At 64.8% G+C, this 23523-nt stretch carries 19 protein-coding genes, 1 tRNA gene and 1 other RNA gene; 13 read left to right on the top strand and 8 right to left on the bottom strand.

The window, feature by feature from the left end; all coding sequences use genetic code 11:
* Positions 1 to 40 precede the first annotated feature (40 nt).
* A complete protein-coding gene (locus CIK75_RS09395) occupies positions 41 to 619 on the top strand; it encodes a TetR-like C-terminal domain-containing protein (protein ID WP_096223868.1) in 579 nt (192 codons plus the stop codon).
* On the opposite strand, the gene CIK75_RS09390 is transcribed toward CIK75_RS09395, so the two are convergent.
* The 3 genes from CIK75_RS09390 to CIK75_RS09380 form a co-directional block, all read right to left on the bottom strand.
* Complete coding sequence (locus tag CIK75_RS09390) at positions 616 to 1110, bottom strand: glutathione peroxidase (protein WP_096223866.1); 495 nt, start codon at positions 1108 to 1110, stop codon at positions 616 to 618. The two genes, CIK75_RS09395 and CIK75_RS09390, sit on opposite strands and share 4 nt — an antisense overlap.
* 65 nt (positions 1111 to 1175) lie before the next feature.
* Entirely contained in the window at positions 1176 to 1964 is a 789-nt protein-coding gene (locus CIK75_RS09385) for an enoyl-CoA hydratase/isomerase family protein (protein WP_096223864.1), read from the bottom strand.
* Complete coding sequence (locus CIK75_RS09380) at positions 1961 to 3532, bottom strand: fatty acyl-CoA synthetase (RefSeq protein WP_096223863.1); 1572 nt, start codon at positions 3530 to 3532, stop codon at positions 1961 to 1963. Before CIK75_RS09380 ends, CIK75_RS09385 begins: the two co-directional genes overlap by 4 nt.
* A gap of 244 nt (positions 3533 to 3776) precedes the next feature.
* Here CIK75_RS09380 and CIK75_RS09375 point away from each other — a divergent pair, with 244 nt between their 5' ends.
* The 4 genes from CIK75_RS09375 to CIK75_RS09360 all read left to right on the top strand — a co-directional run bounded on the left by CIK75_RS09375 (position 3777) and on the right by CIK75_RS09360 (position 9356).
* Positions 3777 to 5414, top strand: coding sequence for an ABC transporter substrate-binding protein (locus CIK75_RS09375; protein WP_096223862.1), 1638 nt, complete (start codon positions 3777 to 3779; stop codon positions 5412 to 5414).
* Positions 5415 to 5524: 110 nt separating this feature from the next.
* Positions 5525 to 6610: an ABC transporter permease gene (locus tag CIK75_RS09370; protein ID WP_086999187.1), complete on the top strand. Its 1086-nt coding sequence runs from the start codon at positions 5525 to 5527 to the stop codon at positions 6608 to 6610.
* Between the two features lie 2 nt (positions 6611 to 6612).
* The gene (locus CIK75_RS09365) at positions 6613 to 7641 is read left to right on the top strand and encodes an ABC transporter permease (protein WP_096223861.1); all 1029 of its coding nucleotides are present in this window, start codon (positions 6613 to 6615) and stop codon (positions 7639 to 7641) included.
* On the top strand, positions 7638 to 9356 hold the full coding sequence (locus CIK75_RS09360) for an ABC transporter ATP-binding protein (RefSeq protein ID WP_096223859.1): 1719 nt from the start codon (positions 7638 to 7640) through the stop codon (positions 9354 to 9356). The genes CIK75_RS09365 and CIK75_RS09360 overlap by 4 nt, the downstream gene beginning before the upstream one ends.
* A 71-nt stretch (positions 9357 to 9427) precedes the next feature.
* Here CIK75_RS09360 and CIK75_RS09355 read toward each other — a convergent pair whose 3' ends face one another.
* Positions 9428 to 11392 carry an aconitate hydratase gene (locus tag CIK75_RS09355; RefSeq protein WP_096223857.1) on the bottom strand — a complete coding sequence of 655 codons (1965 nt, stop codon included), beginning with the start codon at positions 11390 to 11392 and terminating at the stop codon, positions 9428 to 9430.
* Between the two features lie 152 nt (positions 11393 to 11544).
* Positions 11545 to 11629 (bottom strand) — tRNA-Ser (locus tag CIK75_RS09350).
* Between the two features lie 167 nt (positions 11630 to 11796).
* Between CIK75_RS09350 and ffs the strand changes: the two genes are divergently transcribed.
* The 4 genes from ffs to recR all read left to right on the top strand — a co-directional run bounded on the left by ffs (position 11797) and on the right by recR (position 16600).
* Positions 11797 to 11893: signal recognition particle sRNA small type (gene ffs / locus CIK75_RS09345), an RNA gene on the top strand.
* A 31-nt stretch (positions 11894 to 11924) separates the two neighbouring features.
* On the top strand, positions 11925 to 12851 hold the full coding sequence (gene gluQRS, locus CIK75_RS09340) for a tRNA glutamyl-Q(34) synthetase GluQRS (RefSeq protein WP_096223855.1): 927 nt from the start codon (positions 11925 to 11927) through the stop codon (positions 12849 to 12851).
* 28 nt (positions 12852 to 12879) lie between these two features.
* A complete protein-coding gene (locus CIK75_RS09335; RefSeq protein WP_096223853.1) occupies positions 12880 to 15960 on the top strand; it encodes a DNA polymerase III subunit gamma and tau in 3081 nt (1026 codons plus the stop codon).
* Positions 15961 to 16003: 43 nt separating this feature from the next.
* Positions 16004 to 16600, top strand: a complete 597-nt coding sequence (gene recR / locus CIK75_RS09330) for a recombination mediator RecR (protein WP_086999204.1) — start codon at positions 16004 to 16006, stop codon at positions 16598 to 16600.
* A gap of 36 nt (positions 16601 to 16636) precedes the next feature.
* On the opposite strand, the gene CIK75_RS09325 is transcribed toward recR, so the two are convergent.
* Positions 16637 to 17374, bottom strand: a complete 738-nt coding sequence (locus CIK75_RS09325) for a GntR family transcriptional regulator (RefSeq protein ID WP_158225933.1) — start codon at positions 17372 to 17374, stop codon at positions 16637 to 16639.
* Positions 17375 to 17770: 396 nt separating this feature from the next.
* Between CIK75_RS09325 and ehuB the strand changes: the two genes are divergently transcribed.
* From ehuB to CIK75_RS09305, 4 genes are all read left to right on the top strand, one after another.
* Positions 17771 to 18715 (top strand): ectoine/hydroxyectoine ABC transporter substrate-binding protein EhuB, encoded by a 945-nt coding sequence (ehuB, locus tag CIK75_RS09320; protein ID WP_096223849.1) that lies wholly within the window; start codon positions 17771 to 17773, stop codon positions 18713 to 18715.
* Positions 18716 to 18802: 87 nt separating this feature from the next.
* Entirely contained in the window at positions 18803 to 19531 is a 729-nt protein-coding gene (gene ehuC / locus CIK75_RS09315; RefSeq protein WP_241895384.1) for an ectoine/hydroxyectoine ABC transporter permease subunit EhuC, read from the top strand.
* Positions 19528 to 20196, top strand: a complete 669-nt coding sequence (locus CIK75_RS09310; protein ID WP_096223847.1) for an ABC transporter permease subunit — start codon at positions 19528 to 19530, stop codon at positions 20194 to 20196. Before ehuC ends, CIK75_RS09310 begins: the two co-directional genes overlap by 4 nt.
* Positions 20180 to 21025 carry an amino acid ABC transporter ATP-binding protein gene (locus CIK75_RS09305; RefSeq protein WP_275542622.1) on the top strand — a complete coding sequence of 282 codons (846 nt, stop codon included), beginning with the start codon at positions 20180 to 20182 and terminating at the stop codon, positions 21023 to 21025. Before CIK75_RS09310 ends, CIK75_RS09305 begins: the two co-directional genes overlap by 17 nt.
* 43 nt (positions 21026 to 21068) lie before the next feature.
* On the opposite strand, the gene CIK75_RS09300 is transcribed toward CIK75_RS09305, so the two are convergent.
* Positions 21069 to 22289, bottom strand: coding sequence for an ABC transporter permease (locus tag CIK75_RS09300; protein WP_241895383.1), 1221 nt, complete (start codon positions 22287 to 22289; stop codon positions 21069 to 21071).
* Positions 22286 to 23305, bottom strand: a complete 1020-nt coding sequence (locus tag CIK75_RS09295) for an ABC transporter ATP-binding protein (protein WP_096223845.1) — start codon at positions 23303 to 23305, stop codon at positions 22286 to 22288. The genes CIK75_RS09300 and CIK75_RS09295 overlap by 4 nt, the downstream gene beginning before the upstream one ends.
* Positions 23306 to 23523: the final 218 nt, after the last annotated feature.

Below are 23523 nucleotides of genomic sequence, written 5' to 3'. Positions count from 1 at the left end.
TAACACTGTTATAGAACGATGTTATGGAATACTTGGCCTCATGGCAAGACCTTTGACTCATGATGCTGCGTTGCGTGAAACCTTGCTCGGCACGGCGACCGAACAGATCACGCGGCTCGGCCACGGAAATTTGGTGCTGCGTGATGTGGCCGCGGCCGCCGGAACCTCCACCAGCGCCATCTATGCGCTGTTCGGTGGGAAGGCCCAGCTGCTCACGGCGGTCATCAACGAGGCCTTCGTCTCTTTCGGCCATTCCCAAGAGATGGCCGCACCCGAGGGGATGACCGCCCTGGGGCGGGCCTACCGCGACTGGGCCCTGGAGCACCCCGCCCTCTATGGGCTCATGTTCGGTGGTGCGCTGGTCGCCGGGATCGACTGCCCGGCATCCCCCGACGTCGCCGCTTCCGCGCTGGGGCCACTCCACGCAACCGTGACCGCTACCCTTCGACGCAGCGGCTCCAGCCAGTCGGCCCGTTTGGCGACCACCACCATCTGGGGGCAGGTCCACGGGCTGGTCTCGCTGGAACTGGCGCAGGTTCCGCTGCCGGGAAACACCGCATGGGACGAGGCCTACGAGGCAACCTTACGCAGCATCGTCGGCCTCTACGGCGAGCGCTAGAGAGCTGCCCGCACCGCCTCGACGAGTTCATCGGCAAGCGGCTCCACATTGGAGGCAAAACGGCCCAGAACCACCCCGTCGGCACCGACGAGGAACTTCTCGAAATTCCATCCGATATCCCGGACCTCGCCGGTGGGGTAGGCGGTGAGCTCGCGGTAGAGCGGGTGCGCCTCGGGCCCGTTGACGTCGGTCTTCGTGGCCAACGGAAACGTCACCCCATAGTTGACCTGGCAGAACTCTTCGATGTCTGCGTCCGTCCCCGGCTCCTGGCCCATGAACTGGTTGCTCGGCACCCCCAGCACCACCAGGCCCTGGTCCCGATAGGTCGTATAGAGCTCCTCGAGGCCCGCATACTGCGGGGTGAAACCACATTTGGAGGCGACATTGACGACCAGGACCGTCCGATCGGCGAAGGCCTCCCCGAAGGTCGATGTTGTTCCGTCGTTGAAGGTGATGGCGATATCCCGCAGGGCCGAAATCCTCTGGCTCATGATGTCCTCTCGGTCACGGGTTCTTTCCTTCAGCCTAGCCACCAGTCCCGGCTCGCGGGCCTCCTTCAGCGACCGGCGAACCGGTTGACGCGCTGCACCGAATCGGGGTGGGCGGCCAAGGCGGCAATGCTGCGAGTTTCGGCCTCCAGATGTGCCGCGTAGCCAGCGAACATTCCCGCCCGGAGCAGTGCCTTCGTCGGCCCCAGAGCCTGGACGGCGCCTTGCAGGAACCCGTCCTCGGCCACGGTGAGTTCTCCCGCGAAGACTGCCGACGGGGCGGAGGCGTTGGCCAACCCCCATTCCACGGCCTCGTTGCCCGAGAGCTTGCGTCCGCCCAGGGTCAGGTCCACGGCCCGCTGATGGCCCACCGCCCCCGGCAGCAGGTAGGAGACCCCGGTATCAGGGGTGAATCCCAGGCCCGAGTAGGCGGCCATCAGTGTCGCTTCCTCAGCCACCAGAACCCAGTCGGCGTTGAGCACCAGCCCCAGGCCGGCCCCCGCAGCCACCCCGTTGACCCCGGCCAGCACCAGCAGCCGGGATCCGACCAAGGCCAGAGCCAGTTCGTGGGCCGCCTCGGCCAGCGCGGCAATGAACGCCGAGCGTTCGGCGGGCGGGGATCCTGCCATATGCCCCACGTCCCCTCCCCCGCAGAAGAACCTTCCGGCCCCGGTCAACGTCAGCACGTAGACCTCGGGCTCGGCCTCGGCGGCCCGGACGGCAGCCAACAGCTGGCGGGCGAGGGCGAGGTCCAGCACGTTTCCGCCCTCGGGGCGTTGCAGGACCAGGCGGATCACGCCGGGCCGGCGTTCGATGCCGATCGCCGGCAGGTCGTCCCCGGTCGTCTCGGCGCTCACTTCCCTGTGCTCCGTTCTGCGCGAAGTTCTCGTTTCAGCAGTTTTCCTGACTGGTTGCGGGGCAGCTCGGCCACGAAGTCCACCCGCTTGGGCACCTTATAGTCGGCGATCCGACTCCTGACATGCGCGCGGATGCCTTCGGCCGTCAGGGAAGCACCGTCCTTGAGGACGACGACGGCGGTAATGGCCTCGATCCACCGCTCATCGGAAATCCCGACGACGGCGACTTCAGCGACTTCGGGCAGCTCGTAAATGCAGTCCTCGACCTCGCGTGGGGGTACAAGCACGCCGCCGGTATTGATGACGTCCTTGATCCGGTCGACCACCTGGATATAGCCCTGCGCATCCCGGGTGACCTGGTCCCCGGATCGGAACCACCCGTCCACGAAGGCCGCGTAGGTGGCGTCCGGTTGGTTCCAGTATCCGGTCATCAACTGGGGTGATCTGTACTGGATTTCTCCGGGTTCACCGGGGACGGCGATCGCCCCGTCAGCGGTCATGACGCGGGCTTCAACGTTGTAGACCGGTAATCCGCAGGAGGCGGGGCGGGCGTCATGTTCTTCGGGACGCAGGACCGTGCACAACGGACCCAGCTCGGATTGCCCGAAGCAGTTGTAGAAGCCGATCCGCGGGTAGCGCGTGCGCAGTCGTGCCAACACGGTGACGGGCATGATGGAGGCCCCGTATTGGGCTTTGACCAGTGACGACAAATCTTTGGTTTCCATCTCCGGATGGTTGCTCAGGGGCACCCATACGGTGGGGGCGAGGAACAGCGAGCCAATATGTTCCTCCTCCACCAGGCGCAGGATCTGCCCGATATCGGGGCGTGCAATCAACCGGATGGTCGCCCCGAGGGAAAGATACGGCAGCAAGAAGACATGCATGGCCGCCGAGTGATAGAGCGGCATCGCCACGAGCGGCCTGTCCTGCGCGGTGAAATCCAGGGCGATGACCGACGAGACGTACTCGGCGACCAGGGCCTCGTGGGTCATCATCGCCCCCTTGGGGGCCGAGGTGGTGCCCGAGGTGTACAGCAATTGCACGACGTCGCTGCCCTCCACGGCCACGTCGACCTGGGTGGCGGTGACGCTGGTGTCCAGTGCCGTCGCCAAAACGGAGCGTCCGCCGTCTTCCGCTCCGGGAAGCATCGGCCACACCTCGTGGACTTCCGTCGCCCGGCCTGCCGTGCGGACCTGATCCACGAGCGGCAGCAGGCCGGTATCGGCGACAAGCAGGCTGGCCCCCGAATCCTCCACGATGTAGGCCAGCTCATCACCCTTGAGCGCGAAGTTCACCGGCACATGCACCAGTCCGGTGGAGGCGCACGCCAAATAGAGGATCGCGTAGGCGTCCGAGTTCATCCCGTAGGCGGCGACCCTTGCACCCCGGGGAAGCCCCGCGAGCATGAGCCGGTGGGCGACCCGGTGGACGGCGGTTTCGAATTCGGCGTAGGTCCACCGCCGGTCTTCGAAGAGCAGGGCGGTCGCCGCTGGATTGCGCGAGATGGAACGGCGCAGCACCGCACCGATGGTATTGGCCCTCCCGCTCGGCGTGGTTGATGCGTTCATGGTGTTCTTCCTCCCGCGGATCGGCCCGATAGTGGGCCCCAGTGTGGCTCACTTCACAGGCTAGTCCGGCCCCACGGCACCCGCCACAGTCCCCGCGGAACAACGTTCCGGCCACGGCCTCCGCCGCGCAGGCCGCGTGACCGGTGTTTTCCGATAGGAATCATTAGTAGTACCGTGTGTTACATCACACGCACTGCTTTGTGCAGCCCACCTGCACAACGAGGCCAATAAGGGAGTACCTACCATGACCACATCAAAACGTGCCTTCAGATTGGCACTGGCCACGGCGGGCATCGGCGCGCTGTCGCTCTCCGCATGCACCGGGCCCGTCGACGACTCCGGTGGCGACAGCGGCGGGGACAGCGGGCCGAAAGTCACCGTCGGAACCACCGACAAGATCGTCTCCCTTGACCCGGCAGGTGCCTACGACAACGGCTCGCTGACGGTCATGACCCAGGTCTACCCCTTCCTGTTGAACTCCAAGCCAGGCAGCGCCGAACCGGAACCGGGAATCGCCACATCGGCGGAGTTCACCTCGCCCAAGGAATTCACCGTCAAGCTCAAGGACGGGCTGAAGTTCGCCAACGGCAACGACCTCACCTCCTCCGATGTGAAGTTCAGCTTCGACCGCGTGGTGTCCATTGACGACCCGCAGGGTCCTGCGGCACTACTCACCAACCTGGACCGTGTCGAGGCACCCGATGACTCCACCGTTGTGTTCCACCTGAAGGCCGGCAACGACCAGACCTTCCTCGGGGTGCTCACCAGTGCGACCGGCCCGATCGTGGATGAGGAGGTCTTCTCCAAGGACAAGATCACCCCCGATAACGAGATCGTGAAGGGCAAGGCCTTCGCCGGCCAATACGAGATCACGAACTACACGAAGAACGAGTTGGTCACCTATAAGGCCTTCGATGGTTATAAGGGGTTGCTGGACAAGCCCAAAACCGACACCGTGGACTATAAGTACTACACCAGCGCCAACAACCTGAAGCTCGACATCCAGCAGGGCAACATTGATGTCGCCTTCCGCAGCCTGGCGGCGACCGATATTGCCGACCTGGAAAAGGATGACAAGGTCAAGGTCCATAAGGGCCCCGGCGGCGAGCTGCGCTATGTGGTCTTCAACTTCAACACCATGCCGTTCGGGGCCAAGACCTCGGATGCCGATCCGGATAAGGCCCTGGCCGTCCGTCAGGCCATGGCGGATTCCATCAACCGGCAGGACATCGCCACGCAGGTCTATAAGGACACCTACACCCCCGTGTACTCCTTCGTCCCCACCGGCCTGCCCGGTGCGACCGAACCCCTGAAGGAAATGTACGGTGACGGCGACGGCGGCGCGGATGTTGATCGCGCCAAGAAGCGCCTGAAGGATGCAGGGGTCAAGACCCCCGTGGAGCTGAACATCCAGTACAACGCCGACCACTATGGTCCCTCCTCCGGCGAGGAGTATGCGATGGTGAAGTCGCAGCTGGAGGACACCGACCTATTCAAGGTCAATCTGCAGTCCACCGAATGGGTCCAGTACAACAAGGACCGGACCCAGGACGTCTACCCGATCTACCAGCTCGGCTGGTTCCCGGATTACTCGGATGCTGACAACTACCTGACGCCGTTCTTCACGCCAGACAACTTCTTGGCCAACCACTACGACAATAAAAAGGTCGGCTCGCTCATCGCGAAGCAGCAGGTGACCAAGGACAAGGACAAGCGCTCCGAGTTGATCGGCGAAATCCAGACCGATGTCGCCAAGGACCTCTCCACCCTGCCCATCCTGCAGGGATCAACCGTGGCCATCGCCGGTACGGATGTTGAAGGGGTCGACAGCACCTTGGATGCCTCCTATAAGTTCCGGATCGGTGTCATCTCCAAGAAGTAGTACACCGGGTCCATGGGGGCGGGGCAGTCAGCAAGACCAACGGCTGCCCCGCCCCGCTTGCCGTCCAACGCCGGGATCCCTGGATCCGGGCCGCACGAGTATAGGTAGTTATGACAGTAATTAGCGACAGGGTGCCGGCCGGATCCGCACCGGCACAAGGGAAGAAACCCAGAAGCCAACACCTCGGCCTGATCCGTTATCTGGTGATCAGATTCCTGCTGATCATCCCCACCATGTTCATCCTGATCAGCATGGTCTTCTTCCTGATGCGAATCACTGGTGATCCGATCAGCGCCGCTCTGGGCGGCCGTTTGCCCCCGGAACAACTGGCCGATCGGATCCATGCGGCCGGCTACGACCGCCCCGTCCTCATCCAGTATTTCGATTACCTCGGAAACATCCTGCGTGGCGACTTCGGGACCACGCTCTCGGATAACCGCCCGGTGACCGAGATCCTCGCCCAGTACGGCACAGCCACTCTGGAACTGGTCATCTACGCACTGATCGTGGCTTTCATCATCGGGGTCCCCTTTGGCATGATTGCCGCCTATAAGCGCGACCGGCTCTCCGATGCCTTCCTGCGACTGTTCGCCATCCTCTGCTATGCCACCCCCGTGTTCTTCGCCGGTCTGCTGCTCAAGCTGATCTTCTCGGTGTGGCTCGGCTGGTTCCCGGTTTCCGGCAGAACCGACTATCTGGCCGAACTCTCGGGACTACGAAATCCGACCGGCCTGTATCTTCTGGACGCCCTCCGCGCCGGGAACATGACGATCGCCCTGGACGTCCTCAAACACGCAGTCCTCCCGGCCATCGCCTTGGGACTACTCATCGGCGGGGTATTCCTGCGTCTGGTCCGCACCAACCTCATCGGCACCCTGGGCTCCGACTTTGTCGAAGCCGGTAGATCGCGCGGCGTCAGCGAGTATCGACTGGTTACCAAACACGCCTATAAACCGGCACTGATCCCGATCGTCACGGTCATGGGTCTGCAGATCGCCTTGACCTTGGGCGGCGCGATCCTGACCGAGACCACTTTCGGATGGAAGGGCTTGGGCTTCATGCTCGCGGAATATCTCACCGCCCGGGACTTCGTCGCCGTCCAGGGCATCGTCATGCTCATCGCGGTGATCGTGGCGCTGACCAACTTCCTGGTGGATGTCATAGCCGCCTTGATCGACCCGAGAGTGAGGTACTGATCTTGGACACCACAACCTCGACATCTGCCCAGAAATCCGCCCGACAGCCCCGGTGGACCCGACTGCCGATCATCTCGCATTTGCGCAAGAGCGTCGGCTTGCAACGGACCATGCTGGTCATCGGGCTGATCCTCTCGGGCGCCTTGGTCCTGACAGCGATCTTCGCGCCCCTGATCGCCCCCTACGGCTACGCACAGGCCTCAGCCGACGGCACCAGTTTCGGCGCTCAGATGGCACCGAACGCAGCACATATCTGGGGTACCACCGTCGGTGGATACGATGTCTTTTCCCGCGTGATCTGGGGAGCCCAGACCGCGACATTGGTCATCATCCTCGGCGTGCTCATGTCGATCTTCGCCGGAGTGATCCTCGGGCTGGTCTCCGGATACCTGGGTGGTTGGGTCGACCGTCTGCTCGTGGTCATCGCCGACGCCATCTACGCCTTCCCGGCACTGTTGCTGGCCATCGTGATGTCGATCGTCATCAGCGGCGGCCAGTCCAACCTCTTCGGGGGGATCATGGCAGCGGCGATTTCGATCACCGTGGTCTTCATTCCCCAGTACTTCCGCGTCGCCCGCGCCGAAACCATCCGGCTCAAGGCCGAACCCTTCGTGGAGTCGGCCAAGGTGATCGGCACCTCGAACCTGCGGATCATCTCCCGGCATGTCTTCCCCAATGCCACCCGGACGATGCCGTTGATCTTCACCCTCAACGCCGCTGAATCAATCCTTACCCTGGCAGGTCTGGGCTTCCTGGGTTTCGGCATCGAACCGTCATCGGCCGCTGAATGGGGCTACGACCTCAATAAGGCCCTGGCCGATGCCACCAGTGGCATCTGGTGGACCGGGCTGTTCCCGGGTCTCGCGATCGTCCTGACCGTGCTCGGGCTGACCTTGGTCGGTGAGTCCATGAACGACCTGAACGACCCGCGGCTGCGCGGGCGGCGTCGCGCCGGAAGGAAGAAGCGCGGCGGTCCCAACGTGCCCGCTAGCGCTTATGTCAATGGAACCGGACTGGAGGTCACCAAATGAGTCACGAACGTGAATCCGGGCAGGACCCGAACCCGGCCGCGGCCGGTGGAACAAGCCCCGTCTTATCCATCTCGGGGCTCGAGGTGACCTTCGCGACCGATGGTGGCGATGTCCACGCGGTCAACGACGTCAATCTGGACGTCAAGCCCGGCGAAGTCGTCGCGATCGTCGGCGAATCCGGTTCGGGCAAGACGGTCACGGCCAAGACGATTCTGGGACTTTTGCCGGAAACGGCCACCAGTTCGGGGGCCGTCCTGGTCAACGGTTCGGATGTCCTCTCCGTCAGTGCCCACGAACTGCGTGGCCTGCGGGGCCGCGATGTCGCGATGGTCTTCCAGGAACCCTCCACCGCGCTGAATCCGGTCCACACCGTGGGCTGGCAGATCATCGAGGGGATTCGCGCCCACGCAGGATCCGGGCACCGGATCAGCCGCAAACAGGCCAAGGCCCGCGCCATCGAAGCGTTGGCCAAGGTAGGGATCCCGGATCCTGAGCACCGGGTGGATTACTACCCGCACCAGTTCTCCGGAGGCCAGAAGCAGCGCGTCGTCATTGCCGCGGCGCTGGCCTTGAATCCTGGACTCATCGTGGCAGACGAGCCAACCACTGCCCTGGATGTCACCGTGCAGGCAGAGATCCTCGAGCTGCTCCGGGAGCTGCAACATCAGGACGGAACCTCGATCGTGTTGATCACCCACAACATGGGGGTCGTCGCGGATCTGGCCGACCGCGTGGTGGTGATGTATCGCGGGGATGTCGTCGAAGAGGCACCCGTGGCGGACCTGTTCGCCAACCCACGGGAGGACTACACCAAGGAGCTTTTGGCGGCCGTCCCGCACTTGGGGCGGAACTCTGCCTCGGCTGGACTGGTGGAACGGGCCCATTCCGAGGCCGAGGTTCTGGTGCGCGCCACGGATCTGGAGGTCGAATTCCCCGGAGGGATCGGTAAATCCGGTTTCCGGGCCGTCGGTGGGGTGTCCTTCCAGATCTCTGCTGGGGAAGTGTACGGGCTGGTGGGGGAATCCGGGTCGGGTAAGACGACCATCGGACGTTCCATCGCCGGTCTGAACAAGATCACCGGTGGCAGCCTGAACGTGCTCGGCTACGAGATGCTCAACTTCCGCGAGCGGACGTTCAAACCGCTGCGCAAGGACATCGGTTTCGTCTTCCAGGACCCGGGCGCATCATTCAACCCGCATCTGACCATCGGTGATTGCGTGGCCGAACCGTTGTGGGTCCATCAGGACCCCACGGTCTCGGGCGCCCGGGACCGGGTGCGTGAACTGATGGATGCGGTCCAGCTACCCGGCCGGTTCGTGGACCGTTACCCCCATGAACTCTCGGGTGGGCAGCGTCAACGTGCCAGCCTGGCCCGGGCCCTGGCACTGAACCCGAAACTCCTGATCGCCGATGAGCCGACCAGCGCCTTGGACGTGTCCGTGCAGGCCGCGGTGCTGGACCTGTTCAAGGAAATTCAGACGGAGTACGGCTTCGCCGCGTTGTTCATCAGCCACGACCTTGCTGTCGTGGACATGCTCGCGGACTGGGTCGGTGTTCTGTACCGCGGTGAGCTGGTCGAAGAGGGAATCGGGAACCAGATCATGGGCAGTCCGCGCCACGACTACACGCGGCGCCTGATCGCCTCGCTGCCCGTGCCGGATCCCGCCGAGCAGGCCCGCCGTCGTGCGGCCAACCGCGAGCTGCTGACCGACTAGGGTCCTGCCCCGGAGCACCGTAGCGGTGGCGGCCTCGCCGTCACCGCTACGAACCCCCTGCCGGGTTCTCTTTAGCCCTTCGCCACGGCGGGAATCCGTCCACCCGCCAGCACCATATCGACCTGCCGGTCCGAGAGTTTATGGCGCAACGTGACATCCCGACCACCCAAGGTCGCCGCGACGTCGTTGCCTGCCTTCAGTTGGGCATGCAGGCCGTTGATGACCAGCCGCTCCCCCGTGGTCCCGGCGTCGTAATCTGCGGCATCGGTGAATTCCAGCGCGAGGATCCCGAAATTCGCCAGGTTCTGCCAGTGGATGCGGGCGAAGGACTTGGCGACTGCTACCCGCAATCCGAGGTAACGCGGGGCGATGACCGCATGTTCACGCGAGGACCCCTGACCGTAGTTTTCCCCGGCGATCACCGCGTGGCCGTCGTCGTTCTCCTTGGCCTGCGCCGGATAGTCGGTGTCGATGCGGGAGAAGGAAAACTCGGCGATCTTCGGGATGTTGCTGCGGAAGGGCAGCACCCTGGACCCTGCCGGCATGATCTCGTCGGTGGAGACGTTGTCGCCCATCCGCAACAGGATCGGAAGGTCCAGGTCGTCGGCGATGGCGTCGAAATCGGGAAGGCTGGAGATATTCGATCCCTTGACCAACTCGACGCGGGCCGCCTCCTCAGGCGGTAACGGTGCTTGGAGCATGTCGGAGTTCTGGCTGAACGTTTTCGGCATTTTCGGGCGCGGGTAGGCCATCTCCAGGGTGCGGCCGAGTTCGCGCGGGTCGGTGATCTTGCCGGTCAAGGCGGCAGCGGCCGCGGTTTCGGGGGAACACAACCACACGGCGTCCTCCTCGGTTCCGGAGCGGCCGGGGAAGTTCCTGGGCATGGTGCGCAGGCTGTTCCGACCGGTGGCCGGGGCCTGTCCCATGCCGATGCAGCCCATGCAGCCTGACTGGTGGATCCTGGCTCCTGCTCCGACCAGCTGGGTCAGCCAGCCGCCGCCGATCAGATCTGCCAGGACCTCGCGGGAGGTGGGGTTCACATCGACCGAGACCTGCTCGGAGGCCTGACGGCCCGCAAGGATCTCGGCGAATACCGCAAAATCGCGCAGACCGGGGTTCGCCGAGGAACCGACGACCACCTGGAAAACATCCTCCCCGGCGGCTTCCGCGACGGTGACGACGTTGCCGGGCGAGGAGGGTTTGGCGATGAGCGGTTCCAGCTCGGAAAGGTTGATGGAGTCCGTCTGGTCGTAGCCGGCCCCCGGGTCGGCCACCAGCTCCTGGAACTCGTCTTCCCGCCCGACTGCCGCCAGATATTCGCGGACCGCCTCGTCTGCGGGGAAGACGGTGGTCGTGGCCCCGAGTTCCGCCCCCATATTCGCGATGACGTGGCGGTCCATGGCCGTGAGTCCCGCGAGTCCGGGGCCGTGGTATTCGATGATCCGCCCGACGCCGCCCTTCACCCCGTGGCGGCGCAACATCTCCAGGATCACGTCCTTGGCCGACACCCAGTCGGGTAGTTCCCCGGTCAGTTCGATACCCCAGATCTCCGGCATCGCCACATAGAGCGGCTCTCCGGCCATGGCCATGGCCACTTCCAAGCCTCCAACGCCAACAGCCAGCATGCCGATGGCTCCTGCGGAGCAGGTGTGCGAATCGGAACCAACCATGGTGGCACCGGGTTTGCCAAAGCGGGATTGGTGGACCGGGTGGGAGACGCCATTACCCGCCTTGGAGAACCACAACCCGAACCGTTCTGCAGCGGATTGCAGGAACAGATGGTCCTCGGGGTTCTTCTCGTCGGTTTGCAGCAGGTTGTGGTCAACGTATTGGGCCGAAAGTTCGGTTTTCACCCGGTCGAGCCCCAAAGCCTCCAATTCCAGCATGACCATCGTCCCGGTCGCATCCTGGGTCAACGTCTGGTCGATGGAGATGCCGACTTCGGCGCCGGGGGTCATCTCCCCGTCGACCAAATGCGTTGAGATCAGCTTTTGGGCGACATTGCGCGCTGGGGTGCTGGTGCTCTGCGTGGCCATGGTGGGCTCCCTCCGGTTGACTATCCGCCACCGGCCCGGCAGCGGACCTGTCCCCATGGTAGGCACGAATTCGGGGACACGAAAGGATTGGGTTTCCGGGCAAACAGAAGCGGCCCTGACATCTTCCGATGTCAGGGCCGCTTTTGTATCCGCGGAGGATGGGGGATTTGAACCCCCGAGGGCGTGAACCCAACACGCGTTCCAGGCGTGCGCCATAGGCCGCTAGGCGAATCCTCCAGATTGCCCAAAAGAGCAGTTTCCAGCGTACCGGAAGAATCCGCGCAGACCGAATCGACACCCAGCCCGCCCATTCCGGGCCGACCGCTGCCAAATAGCTGCCGGTCCAGCGCCCCACGGGGCCGAAGCCCGGGACGGGAGAGCACGCATTTTCAGGTACACTATTTGTCGGCCCCTCATGTGGTGTCATCCCGTCGAACTCCCCCAGGACCGGAAGGTAGCAAGGGTAGGTGGGCTCTGGCAGGTGCATGAGGGGTCTTTACTTTTCCCACCGCCGCGCGATGAGGAGGTCACCATGGGCGCCGGACGCTACGCCCCCAGCCCCTCGGGTGAATTGCATGTGGGGAACCTGCGCACCGCCGTGCTGGCTTGGCTTTTTGCCCGCTCCACTGGCCGGGACTTCCTGCTGCGGGTGGAGGATCTGGATCGCGCCCGCGCCGGCGCCGAAGAGGTCCAGTTGGCCGATCTGCACGCCATCGGCATCGATTGGGACGGCGCCGCGGTCCGCCAGACCGAAAGGGCCGAGGGCTACGACGCCGCCATCGCCGCCCTGCAGCAGGCAGGCCTGCTCTATGAATGCTTCTGCACTCGACGCGATATCGCCGAAGCCCCCTCGGCGCCGCATGCCGCCCCCGGCGCCTACCCGGGGACCTGCCGCGAGTTGAACGAGGCCGAACGGGCAAGCCGCCGGCAGCTGCGCCCGGCAGCACTTCGGCTACGCACCGACGTCGTGCAGTTCACCATCACCGATACCCTCCACGGGCCATACACCGGGGTCGTGGATGACTTCGTCGTCCTCCGTAATGACGGCGTCCCCGCCTATAACCTTGCCGTCGTCGTTGATGACGTCCTCCAGGGAGTCGATCAGGTGGTTCGTGGTGATGATCTGCTGCCCTCCACCCCACGTCAGGGGTACCTCGCCACGCTGCTCTCCGGTCTGGGCGGAGACTTCCACGGCGCAAAACTGCCCGAATACGTGCATGTCCCGTTGGTCCTGAATGAACACGGCCAACGCCTCGCCAAACGGGACGGTTCGGTCACGTTGGCACAGCTGGAACCTGAAGGTTTCCCCCCACAGCGGGTGCGCGCCCGCCTGCTGGAATCGTTGGGACTTCCGGGTGCTTCATTGACCGCCGCGCTGGCTGCCTTCGACCCTTCCGACCTTCCACGTGATCCGTGGGTCTTCGGCGGGTTCACTGCGGGCACCCCGGGGATGCAATGAGCCCGGCGGAACGGATAGGCTTCGACTCGTGAGTACAGCCCTTTACCGTCGTTACCGTCCGGACGCCTTCTCGGACGTGATCGGGCAGGAGCATGTCACCACCCCACTGATGGCTGCCCTGTCCAAGAACCGGGTGAACCACGCCTATCTCTTCTCAGGTCCGCGCGGTTGCGGCAAGACCACCTCGGCCAGGATCCTGGCCCGTTGCCTGAACTGCGCCCAGGGTCCGACGGCGGAACCCTGCGGCACTTGCGATAGCTGCCTGGAGTTGGCCACCGGCGGATCCGGCTCCCTGGATGTCATCGAAATCGATGCTGCCTCCCATGGCGGCGTCGACGACGCCCGCGACCTGCGCGAACGCGCCACCTTCGCCCCGGTGCGCGACAGGTACAAGATCTTCATCATCGACGAGGCCCATATGGTGACCTCGGCCGGCTTCAACGCGCTGCTCAAAATCGTCGAGGAGCCGCCGGAGCACATCAAATTCATCTTCGCGACGACGGAACCAGATAAGGTCATCGGGACCATCAAGTCCCGGACGCACCACTACCCCTTCCGGCTCGTTCCCCCCGAACCCCTGATGGCCTACCTCGAGCGGCTCTGCTCGCAGGAAAACATGCCCGTGGCCCCCGGAGTGCTCTCCCTGGTCATTCGTGCCGGTGGCGGTTCGGTACGTGACTCCCTTTCCGTATTGGACCAGCTGATGGCCGGCGCCGGCCCCGAGGGACTGGACTACGAACTGGCCGTCTCCCTCCTCGGATACACGCATGCCACCTTGCTGGACGACGTGGTGGACGCGATGGCCGCCCAGGATGCGGCGACCGTCTTCTCGGCGGTCGACCGGGTCATCCAGACCGGGCACGATCCGCGGCGTTTCGTCGAGGACCTGCTGGAGCGCTTCCGCGACCTGATCATCGTGAAGGCGATGCCCGAAAGCGCCTCGCAGGTGATCCGCGGGCTGCCCGAGGACCAGCTGCACCGCATGACGCAGCAGGCCACCTTATTGGGCCATGCGGAGCTCAGCCGCAGCGCCGACGTCACCAACCAGGCCCTCACCGAAATGACCGGTGCCACCAGCCCGCGATTGCACCTCGAACTGCTCTGCGCCCGGTTGCTGCTGCCGGCGGCGGACACCACCGAACGGGGCATCAATGCCCGGGTGGACCGCATCGAACGCCGCCTCAGTTATGCCGGGGACGTCCCCGAGATCCCTGCCGGCCAACCCTCGATCGACGTTCCGGTGCGCGACGCCGGCACGCCGCAGGCGGCGACGGGTTTCGAATCCACGACCAGCCCCCAGGGGGCCGCTGCCGTCCGCGAAGCGTTGCGGGCAGCCCGCGGCAAGGACCAGCCCACCGCCGCCCCGACCGAACCCCGCCCCGTGGAGCCGGACACCGAGCCGCCCAGTGCTGCGCCGCAACCTGCCGAACCGGCAGCCGGACCGCAACCGGTCGAGACCGAAACCGCTGCGCCGTCGCCGAGCACCCCCACGGCTGCACCGCAGCCTGCTGGCACACCGCAGGAATCATCGGCCGACTGGGGGGCCTGGGGCCCCGTCGACGAGAATCCGTCACCGCCCGCCGCGGCGACACCCGCCGATCCCACGGCTGCTGCCGCATCTACCGAGGCCCAGGCCCCGGCCCCGACGGAAAACAACCGCCAGCGCACCGAAACCGCTGGCCCGGCCGACGGCGGCTCGGCTCCCAGCGCCCCGGAACAGCCCGTGGCCACCCCCTCCCCGACGCGGGAGGAACCCTCGACGCCGGTCAATGAGCCGGTGGCCCAGCCGGAACCATCCGCGGAGGAACCTGCGCCCGGCGGCACTGCCGGCACCGTGGAGATGTTCCGTCGGGCCTGGCCGGAAATCATGGACGCCCTGCGCGAAGAGAGGAAGTTCGTGTGGCTGACGATCCAGCCACATGCCTCATTGGCTGGCTTCGATGGCCGGACGTTGACGGTCGCTTTCGCCAATCCCGGACCCATGAAGGCCTTTTCCGCCAAGCAGGAGAACATCGATCTGCTCCGGGGTGCCATCAACCACATCCTGGGCGTCGCGCCCGAGATCGTCATCACCGGCGGGGGTTCCGTTCCGGCGGGTGGTTCGGGCCCAAAAGCTGAGCGCCGGCCCGCGCCGGCGTCCCGCGGCCCGGTAGCGCAGAACAGCGCCACGGCAGCACCCACGCACGCGCCGTCGACCTCCAGCAACACGGCGACCGCGGCACAGCCCCCGGCAGTCCCAGCGCCGACAGCCCGCGTACCGGCGACCCAGCCTCCGGCAGCCCCGGCTCCCGGAGGCAGCAAGCCGGAAGCCCACGCGGCATCGGGACCTGCTGCCGCCTTGCGACAGCATCGAGCCGCAACGACCAGCGCCCATCCTTCCCGTGGTGCACCCGACCGCTCACCTGATGAAGGACCCACCGACTTCGGCCCAGAGCCAGAGGACGACGGCGGCTACGACTGGGGCAGCGACACCGTGCCCGTAGCGCCCTGGGACGAACCCTCCGGCCCCGCGACGCCTGCGGCCGAACCCCCGACCCAGCGCGCCACCCGCCCCGAAGGTGAAACCTGGCAGCGTCCGGAGCCGGCAGCACCGGCTCCTGCAGCGCCCGCGCCCTCGACACCGGCAGACCAGACAGCCGGCACTCCTGTAGCACCGGCTCCTGCAGCGCCCGCGCCGGTCGGTACCTCCACTCCTGCGGCACCAGCGCCCGCCGGTTCGGCCTCACCGGTAGCGCCGGCACCGGCTGACTCCGCGGCGCCCGTGGCCCCGGCTCCCGGAGCCGTGGCCCCGCCGTCGGCCCCCGCCGTTCCCGAACGGGAAGCTCCGCAGCCCACAGCCGATAAGCCGATGAGCCGATACCAGCAGCTATTGAATCAGGCCCGGGTGAAGGATCAGTCAGCCTCAAACACCCAGGGAATAGCATCCGGCGGCGGGGCAACGCCCCCCCGGCCCCGAACGGACGTAGAATCGACCTACGTTGAGGACATTCCCAGCGACGATGACATCTCCATCGAGGAATCCGGAGTGGTCGGCCGCCCGGCGATCGAACGCCTGCTCAACGGCCGCCTGATCGAGGAGCGCAACCATGACGGCACCCCGATCATCTAGGTTCCACCCGGAGCCGTCATCCAACTTTGCAGTGTGAGGTTTCGTGTACGAAGGTGCAGTCCAAGAGCTGATCGACGAGTTCGGTCGGCTACCCGGCATCGGGCCCAAGTCCGCCCAACGCATCGCCTTCCACATTCTGGAAGCCGATCGGGAGGACATGAACCGGCTCGCTGATGCCATCCGTGCGGTCAAGGACAAGGTGAAGTTCTGCACGGTCTGCTTCAACGTCACCGAATCCGAGACCTGCAGCATCTGCCGTGATCCGCGTCGGGAAGACACGGTGCTCTGCGTGGTCGAGGAGTCCAAGGACGTCATGGCGGTCGAACGCACGCGATCCTTCCGCGGTCGCTACCATGTGCTGGGCGGCTCCATCAACCCGATCGCTGGAATCGGACCGGACCAGCTGCATATCCGTGAACTGCTCGGGCGGTTGCACGACGACAAGATTTCCGAAGTCATCATCGCGACCGACCCCAACCTTGAGGGCGAAGCAACGGCCACCTACCTGGCGCGCATGCTCTCCACCATCGGCATCAAGATCTCGCGTCTTGCCTCGGGGCTTCCCGTCGGCGGCGATCTGGAATATGCCGACGAGGTCACCTTGGGGCGGGCCTTCGAAGGCCGCCGCGTCATGTCCTGACCTGCACGGTGAGGTCCTAGCCCCCCCTCAGGGATGTCAGGTGGCGATGGGCCCCAACTGCTGGTCTTTCTCGGGCTGTTCGACGGCGGCCGTTGCCACCGTCGCGGGCACGCGGCCCGTGAGCCGGTCCAGGGTGTCTCTGAAATGTTCGCCGAGTTGTTCCACCGCAGCGTCTCCCCGCCCGGAGAGCACCAGTTCCAGGCGTTGCCGATGCACTTCACCCACGTCGGTGCGCACGATATAGCCTCGGGGATGTCCCAGGCTGGCGATACGGGTTTCCATCACCAGCGAGGTCATAAAGTGGGCCAGCCGGAGGTTCCCAGCGGCCTTCACCGTTTCGAAATGCAACTCCAGGTCCGTGTCACCGATGGCACGAGGGGACCCAGGAACGCCTTTCCCTGCATCCCATTCCTCCAGCCGTTCCAGCAGCGGGATGACGGTGGCCAGACGCCCTCGTCGAGCCTCGCGTCCCGGAAGCCCGGCCAAGGTGCGCAGCGCGGCCTCTTCGATGACCAAACGCGCGGCGTACAGGGATTCGAGGTCCTCGACACCGACCGTGGCCACCCTGAGTCCTTGTCCAGGACGGGCCACGAGCAGCCCGTCCTGGACCAGCCGCTGGGCGGATTCACGCAGCGAACCCCGGCTCACCCCCAATTGTTGGGCGACGATGGCCTCATGGAGTTGGCTTCCCGGCAGGAGCAGCCCATCGTAGATCGCGTTGCGGAGCTGAGCGGTGATCAGATCGACCGTGGAAGACCGTTGCACGCGTGCCATGTTCGGTGCCGTTGAGTGCTGCCCTATGGGCATTGGAAGTTCCCTCTCTGCCGCTCGCGGCGTGCGGGAGCTCGCACCTTGGAGGGGTCTGCTACCGGATCCGTGGGGTTCGATCGTAACTTAATCGTGATTGTGGAGCTGTTCGCGTGTTTCCGGACGAGCAGAAGACACGAATTCCCGCAGGTTTCCGCGAGTTTCCACGGATTTCATCTCCAGGATCTTCAATTGTTGACAATCCAACGTCTGGAAAGTCGGATTGTCAATTGACTATTTCATGACTAGCGTGATTCACACCACTCAGCACCAACCGGTCGGGTTCGCCCGACGTCGGTCCGCCCTCCTGGGGGAGGCTGGACCGTCGCCACCCGGTCAATGCATCCCCGAAAGAGGTACACCATGATCCGCAGTATCCGTCGCAGGTCCCTGCTGGCCACCGGCGCCATTCTTGCTTCCGCCTCCCTCGCCCTGAGCGGTTGTGGCGGTTCCACGACTACAGAGAGCGAGGCCGGCGGCGACGGCGGCTCCGTCCAGGCCGGATCGGGCCACCTGCAGGACCTGAAGGACAAGGGTTCCATCTCCGTCGCCATCGCCGGCGAGGTTCCCTACTCCTACGAGGAGGGTGGCAAGCCCACCGGTGCCACCATCGCCCTGGCCGAGAAGATCTTCGGCGACATGGGCATCGACAAGGTCGATGCCAAACTCGTCGACTGGAACTCACTGATCCCCGGTTTGAAGGCCGGACGTTTCGACGCAGTCAGCGCAGGCATGTCCATCCTGCCCGAGCGTTGCGCCGAGGCCGACTTCGCTGATCCGGAGATCATGTATACGACCGCCGTGATGACGCAGAAGGACAACCCGAAGGGGCTTGACGACCTCGACACGATCAAATCCAAGATGGACGACGGTGAAGACATCAAGCTCGCCGTCCTCGCTGGCGGCATCGAAGCCGGGTACGCGAAGTCACTGGGCCTGAAGGTGCAGTCGGTTCCCGATGCGCAGACGGGCATGGATACGGTGGACAATGGCCGGGCCGATGCCTTCGCCATGACCGCGATCTCCTTGACCACCATGGCCAAGGAAAACCCTGACGCCAACATCTCCGTCGGTGACGGATTCGTCCAGGAGATCGACGGCGTCAAGCAGCTCGGCGCCGGCTCAACCGTCTTTGCCAAGGGTGACGACGAACTGCGCGAGGCCTATAACGAAGGCCTGGCCAAGGTCACCGAATCCGAGGACTCCTACCTGGATGTCGTCGGTGAATTCGGCTTCACGGCAGAGAACCTGCCGCCGAAGGACATGACCACCGCGCAGCTCTGCGAGGGTGCTCCCGGCGATAAGTAGTAGCAATACCTTGCTGCGGTCGGCCGCTCAGGCCGACCGCAGCACTACTGCCCCCTGCCCCTCCCGCACCAGAAGGAGCCCTTCCTCGTGGACGAGAAATTTGCCGCGATCGGCGAGGCCATGCCACGCCTGCTCGACGGCCTCCTAGTCACCGTCGAGCTGACGATTTTCGGCGCCATCGCCGCCTTCATCCTCGCCGTGATCCTGGGTCTGGCCGCCGCCAGCCCCGCCAAGGCCTTCCGCATCCCGGCCCGCGTCATCATCGAGTTCTTCCGGGGAACCTCCCTGGTGGTCCAGGTCTTCTGGCTGTTCTTCGTTCTGCCCCTGCTTGGCATCGACCTGCACCCCTTGTTGGTGGGGATCCTGGCCCTCGGACTGAACTATGGGGCCTACTCCGCCGAGGTGGTCCGTGGCTCGATTCAGGCCGTCCCCACGGGCCAGTGGGAAGCCACCACCGCGCTCAGCATCGGCCCCGTCCAGCGCATGCGCCGCATCATCTTCCCGCAGGCCTGGGCCCTGATGATTCCCTCGTTATCCAGTCTGCTGGTCCACTTGATGAAAGGCACCGCCATCGTGGGCTTCATTACGCTGGCCGACCTCACGTACCAGCTCGAGCAGGTCAAGCGCACCGCGGGCACCCTGTTCACCTACGGTGTCGTCGGCATGTTGAGCTACTTCCTCTTCGCCTTGGTACTGATGTTCTTCATGAACGCCTTGGAACATCAGGCCAAGCACAAGCTGGGACAAGGCACATCCCTGTGGCGGGTACTTTCCCCGGCGCCGCCGGCGACCACCCGAGCAGGAGGTGCCTCATGATTGGCATTCCGGCAGCCTTCGAATGGCAGTGGAGCGCCGCCGCGGACGTCCTGCCGACCCTGTTGACGCAGTTCGTGAAGGTGACCCTGCTGGTCACCGTTCTGGGCACCGTGATCGCTTCCCTTTTGGGACTGGTCATCGCCATGGCGATTCGGGTGCTCCCACGTCCGCTGTCCGAGGCCGTAAAATGGGTCGCGAACGTCATCCGGATGACCCCGATCATCATCCAGCTGCTTTTCGCCTCTTATGCCTTCTTGTCACTGGACCTGATTACCATCGGCGTGATCGTCTACGGGATCCACTACGCGACCTACATGTCAGAGGTGTACCGCGCAGGCATTGATTCGGTACCCAAGGGACAATGGGAAGCCACCACCGCCCTGTCGATGTCCACGCTACGAACCTGGACCGCCATCATCATCCCGCAGGCCCTCCGGGCGACCATCCCGGCGCTGGGCAACTATGCGATCTCGATGTTCAAGGACACCCCGTACTTGCTGGTCATCGGCGTCGTCGACATGGTCAACGCCGCCAGGATCTACGGTGGTGACACCTACCGGTACACCGAAGCGTTCACCCTGGTGGGTATCATCTTCCTGCTGGCCAGCTACCCGACTTCACTCCTCATTGGCAGATTGGAAAAGCGCCTTGCCTACAAAACCTGAGTCAACAGCCATCCCGACGGCGGGTGCCGGTGCCGACGGCCCCGTGATCGACTTCCGCGATGTCGAAAAGGCCTTTGGCGACAACGTGGTGCTGCATGACCTGAACTTCAGCGTCCAGAAGGGCGATCGGGTCACCCTCATCGGCCCCTCGGGCTCCGGCAAGACCACGATCCTGCGTCTGGTCATGACGCTGGAGGAGCTCACCGGCGGATACATCTTCGTCGGTGGCGAGCCCCTGACGCACGAGGAGCGCGGCGGCAAACGGGTGCCCGTCAGCAAGAAGGACCAGAAGCGCATCCGCCAACGGATCGGCATGGTCTTTCAGCAGTTCAACCTCTTCCCCAACATGACGGTCGTGGAGAACATCATCGAAGCGCCGGTGCATGTGCTCGGGCAGTCCAAGCGCGAGGCCACCCTGAAGGCCAAGGAGCTGCTGGAGCGGGTGGGCCTGTCCGATAAGGCCGGCGCCCACCCATCGTCACTGTCGGGTGGCCAGCAGCAGCGGGTGGCCATTGCCCGCGCCCTGGCCATGGACCCGGAGATCCTGCTGCTGGACGAAGTCACCAGCGCCCTGGACCCGGAGATCGTCGGGGATGTGCTGGGCATTCTGCGTAATATCGCCGAAACCACTGATATCACCATGCTGATCGTCACCCACGAGATGCAGTTCGCCCGCGATGTCTCCAACCGCGTCCTGATGTTCGACGGCGGAAAGATCGTCGAGGAGGCCTCACCTTCGGTGATGTTCAGCGATCCGAAGCACCAGCGCACGAAGGACTTCCTGCACGCCGTGCTCGGCGAGGGTGAAAACACCCTCGGTACCCACTAGTCGCGCGGGGTGTTCCCAGGGGGGATGGGAACACCCCGCGTTATCATGCCAACCGGGTCCCCCGCGTCAGTTTCTTCACCGGGGTGCGCAGCCGGCGGCGCCCCGACTCCAGCAGTCCCGCCGCCAGCACGACCTGGACACCCAGACCCAGCGGCCAGAGCGGGGTGGTGCCGGTCAGATCGTATTCATCAACGACTGGCTGCTTCACCCCGTCCAGGCACGGATCGGTTGCCGCGGTGCCCCGTTGGGCTTGACGGACCATCGTGCTGACGGCCTCCATCGGCCCCTCACCCACATAGTCATCGGCTGCCGCATTGCGGGGTCTCACCGGTGCCGCGTCGGCGACCATCACGAAGGGGTTCGCCGCCAACAACCACGTGTTTCGTTCTGTGTGGTAGACGTTGACCGGAAATAGCGCTTTACCGCAGGAGAAGTTCTGCTCGTCGAAAACCGCCGCTGACTTCTTCTCGATCTCGGCGAAATAGGCCTCCTGGTCTTCGATGACATCGCCCTGGGCGTCCACCGCTTCGTCCTTCTCGTTGTACCTGACTTCCTCCCAGGGGTCATCGGGCCAGATCTGTTCGGAAGCCATCGCCGACTCCTTGACCAGCTGGAAGCTCAGACCGTAGATGATCAAGGTCCCCAGCCCCAGCAGGGCAACCACCAGATAGCTGGCGACAATCGCGAACAGCGGCCGGGCGGAGCGGGCAGAAATCCCCACCCCGATCGCGCAGGCAACTCCCAGTTCCACGGCTGTCAGGGCGACCAGCACCGGTACCGCCGGGAGGTAGACGTCCCCATAGGTCATCGCCCAGATGATCATCGGCACCGAGACCAGCAGAAAGGCCAGCGAGGAGATCCAGGCGGCCAGCCATTTGCCACACAGGATCTGGCCCGGGGTCAGCAGGGTGTTCTGCAGGATGGCCAGGGTCCCCCCGGCACGGTCACCGGTGATGGTGTTGGCCGACAGCGCCGGGGCCACCAGCAGGCCGAAGAACAGCACGAACCCGATGACCAGTTCGAACATGACCTGTCCGAAACCCTCTTCGGAGCCCGCAGTCCACGCGGCCAGCCCGGCAACCAATGCCGTGACGGCGAACCAGACGGCCAGCATCACGTACCAGCCGCGCGAACGCATCCGTTGGCGGCTTTCGAGTTGGAAGACGGCTCCTACTCCGGCCCAGAATCCCAATGCTGAGCCATCGCGTTGTTCCTTGCCCTGGCCCCCGTCGTCGGGACGGCGCGTCACCGTTGATGTACTCATGGCTGGGGCTCCCCTGCTGCTGTTGGATGGGTCGGAGGGTCCTGGGTGGTGTTCACGGCACGCAGGTAGGACTCCTCCAGGATTCCCGAGGCGGGCCCAAAAGCCACCACACCGACCCCGGCGACAATGAGTTGGCGCAACAGCGCCGCGGCCTCCGGATCGGAACCGAGATGGACCACGGCCTCCGCCTGCCGGGTTCCTGCCGGAAGGGTGAATTCGATGCCCGCGGCATCCAGCGCGCCAGTCAGCTGTTCGCGGTCCAGCGCCTCGATGGCATAGCGGCGCCCCGTGGACCCCGCGTCGTCGACCCGCTGCTCGCTGACGGTCCTACCGGCCGAGACGAAGACCGCCCGGTCGGCCATCTCATCGAGTTCGGCCAGCACATGGGAGCTCACCACCACGGTGCGTCCCCGTCCGGCCAGCTCACGCAGCAGGTTACGTAGCTCGATCCTGGCTCCCGGATCCAGCCCGGAAGCGGGTTCATCCAGCAGCAGGACCTGCGGGTCATTGACCAGCGCCCTGGCCAGGGAGAGCTTCTGCTGTTGCCCACGGGAGAGGACGCGCGCTGGCTGGGAGGCGAACTCATCGAGCTTCACCAGTTCCAGAAGTTCCTGGGACCGGGCGGAGGCATCGACCTTGGAGGCCCCGTAGAGCCGGCCCATCATCGCCAGGATCTCGTGGACGGTCAGCTCTTCCCACACGCCGAGCGTGTCAGGCATCCAGCCCAACAGGGCCCTGGCCCCGCGTGGATCCTCGACGGGATCGATGCCGCAGATCCTGATGCTTCCGGTATCGGGGGCCAGCAGTGAGGCGAGCATGAGCAGCAGGGTCGTCTTGCCCGAACCGTTGGGGCCGATCAATGCGGTGACTTCCCCGGGCCGAGCCGTGAAATCCATGGCTTCGACCGCGCGAACGGTTCCGAAGGAGCGGGCCAGCCCGGTGGCCACCACCCCCGATCCGGCCGCCGGTGTTCGAACCGGAGCACCGCCGTCGTACTGGGTTTCCTGGATGCCCATCACCCCTCCTGACAGACTGCGCCACGGCGCCTTGTGCCCCGTGATCGTGCGGATGAGCCTACGTTGGTTCGGTACGGAGCGAGTCAACCCACGGGATGATCTCGGGGCGCATCATGACGGTTCACGGTCACTCGAACACGGCACCACGCCGCAGCCTCGTTACACTGGTTAAGAATGTGTCCGGCCGGCTCGGCGGCTGGCCGTCCTATCCTCAACCC

The organism is Glutamicibacter sp. BW78 (assembly GCF_002332245.1).
GTDB lineage: Bacteria > Actinomycetota > Actinomycetes > Actinomycetales > Micrococcaceae > Arthrobacter_H > Arthrobacter_H rhombi_A.
The sequence above is the reverse complement of the archived record's forward strand: the minus strand, read 5'-3'. Positions and strand labels throughout refer to the sequence as shown.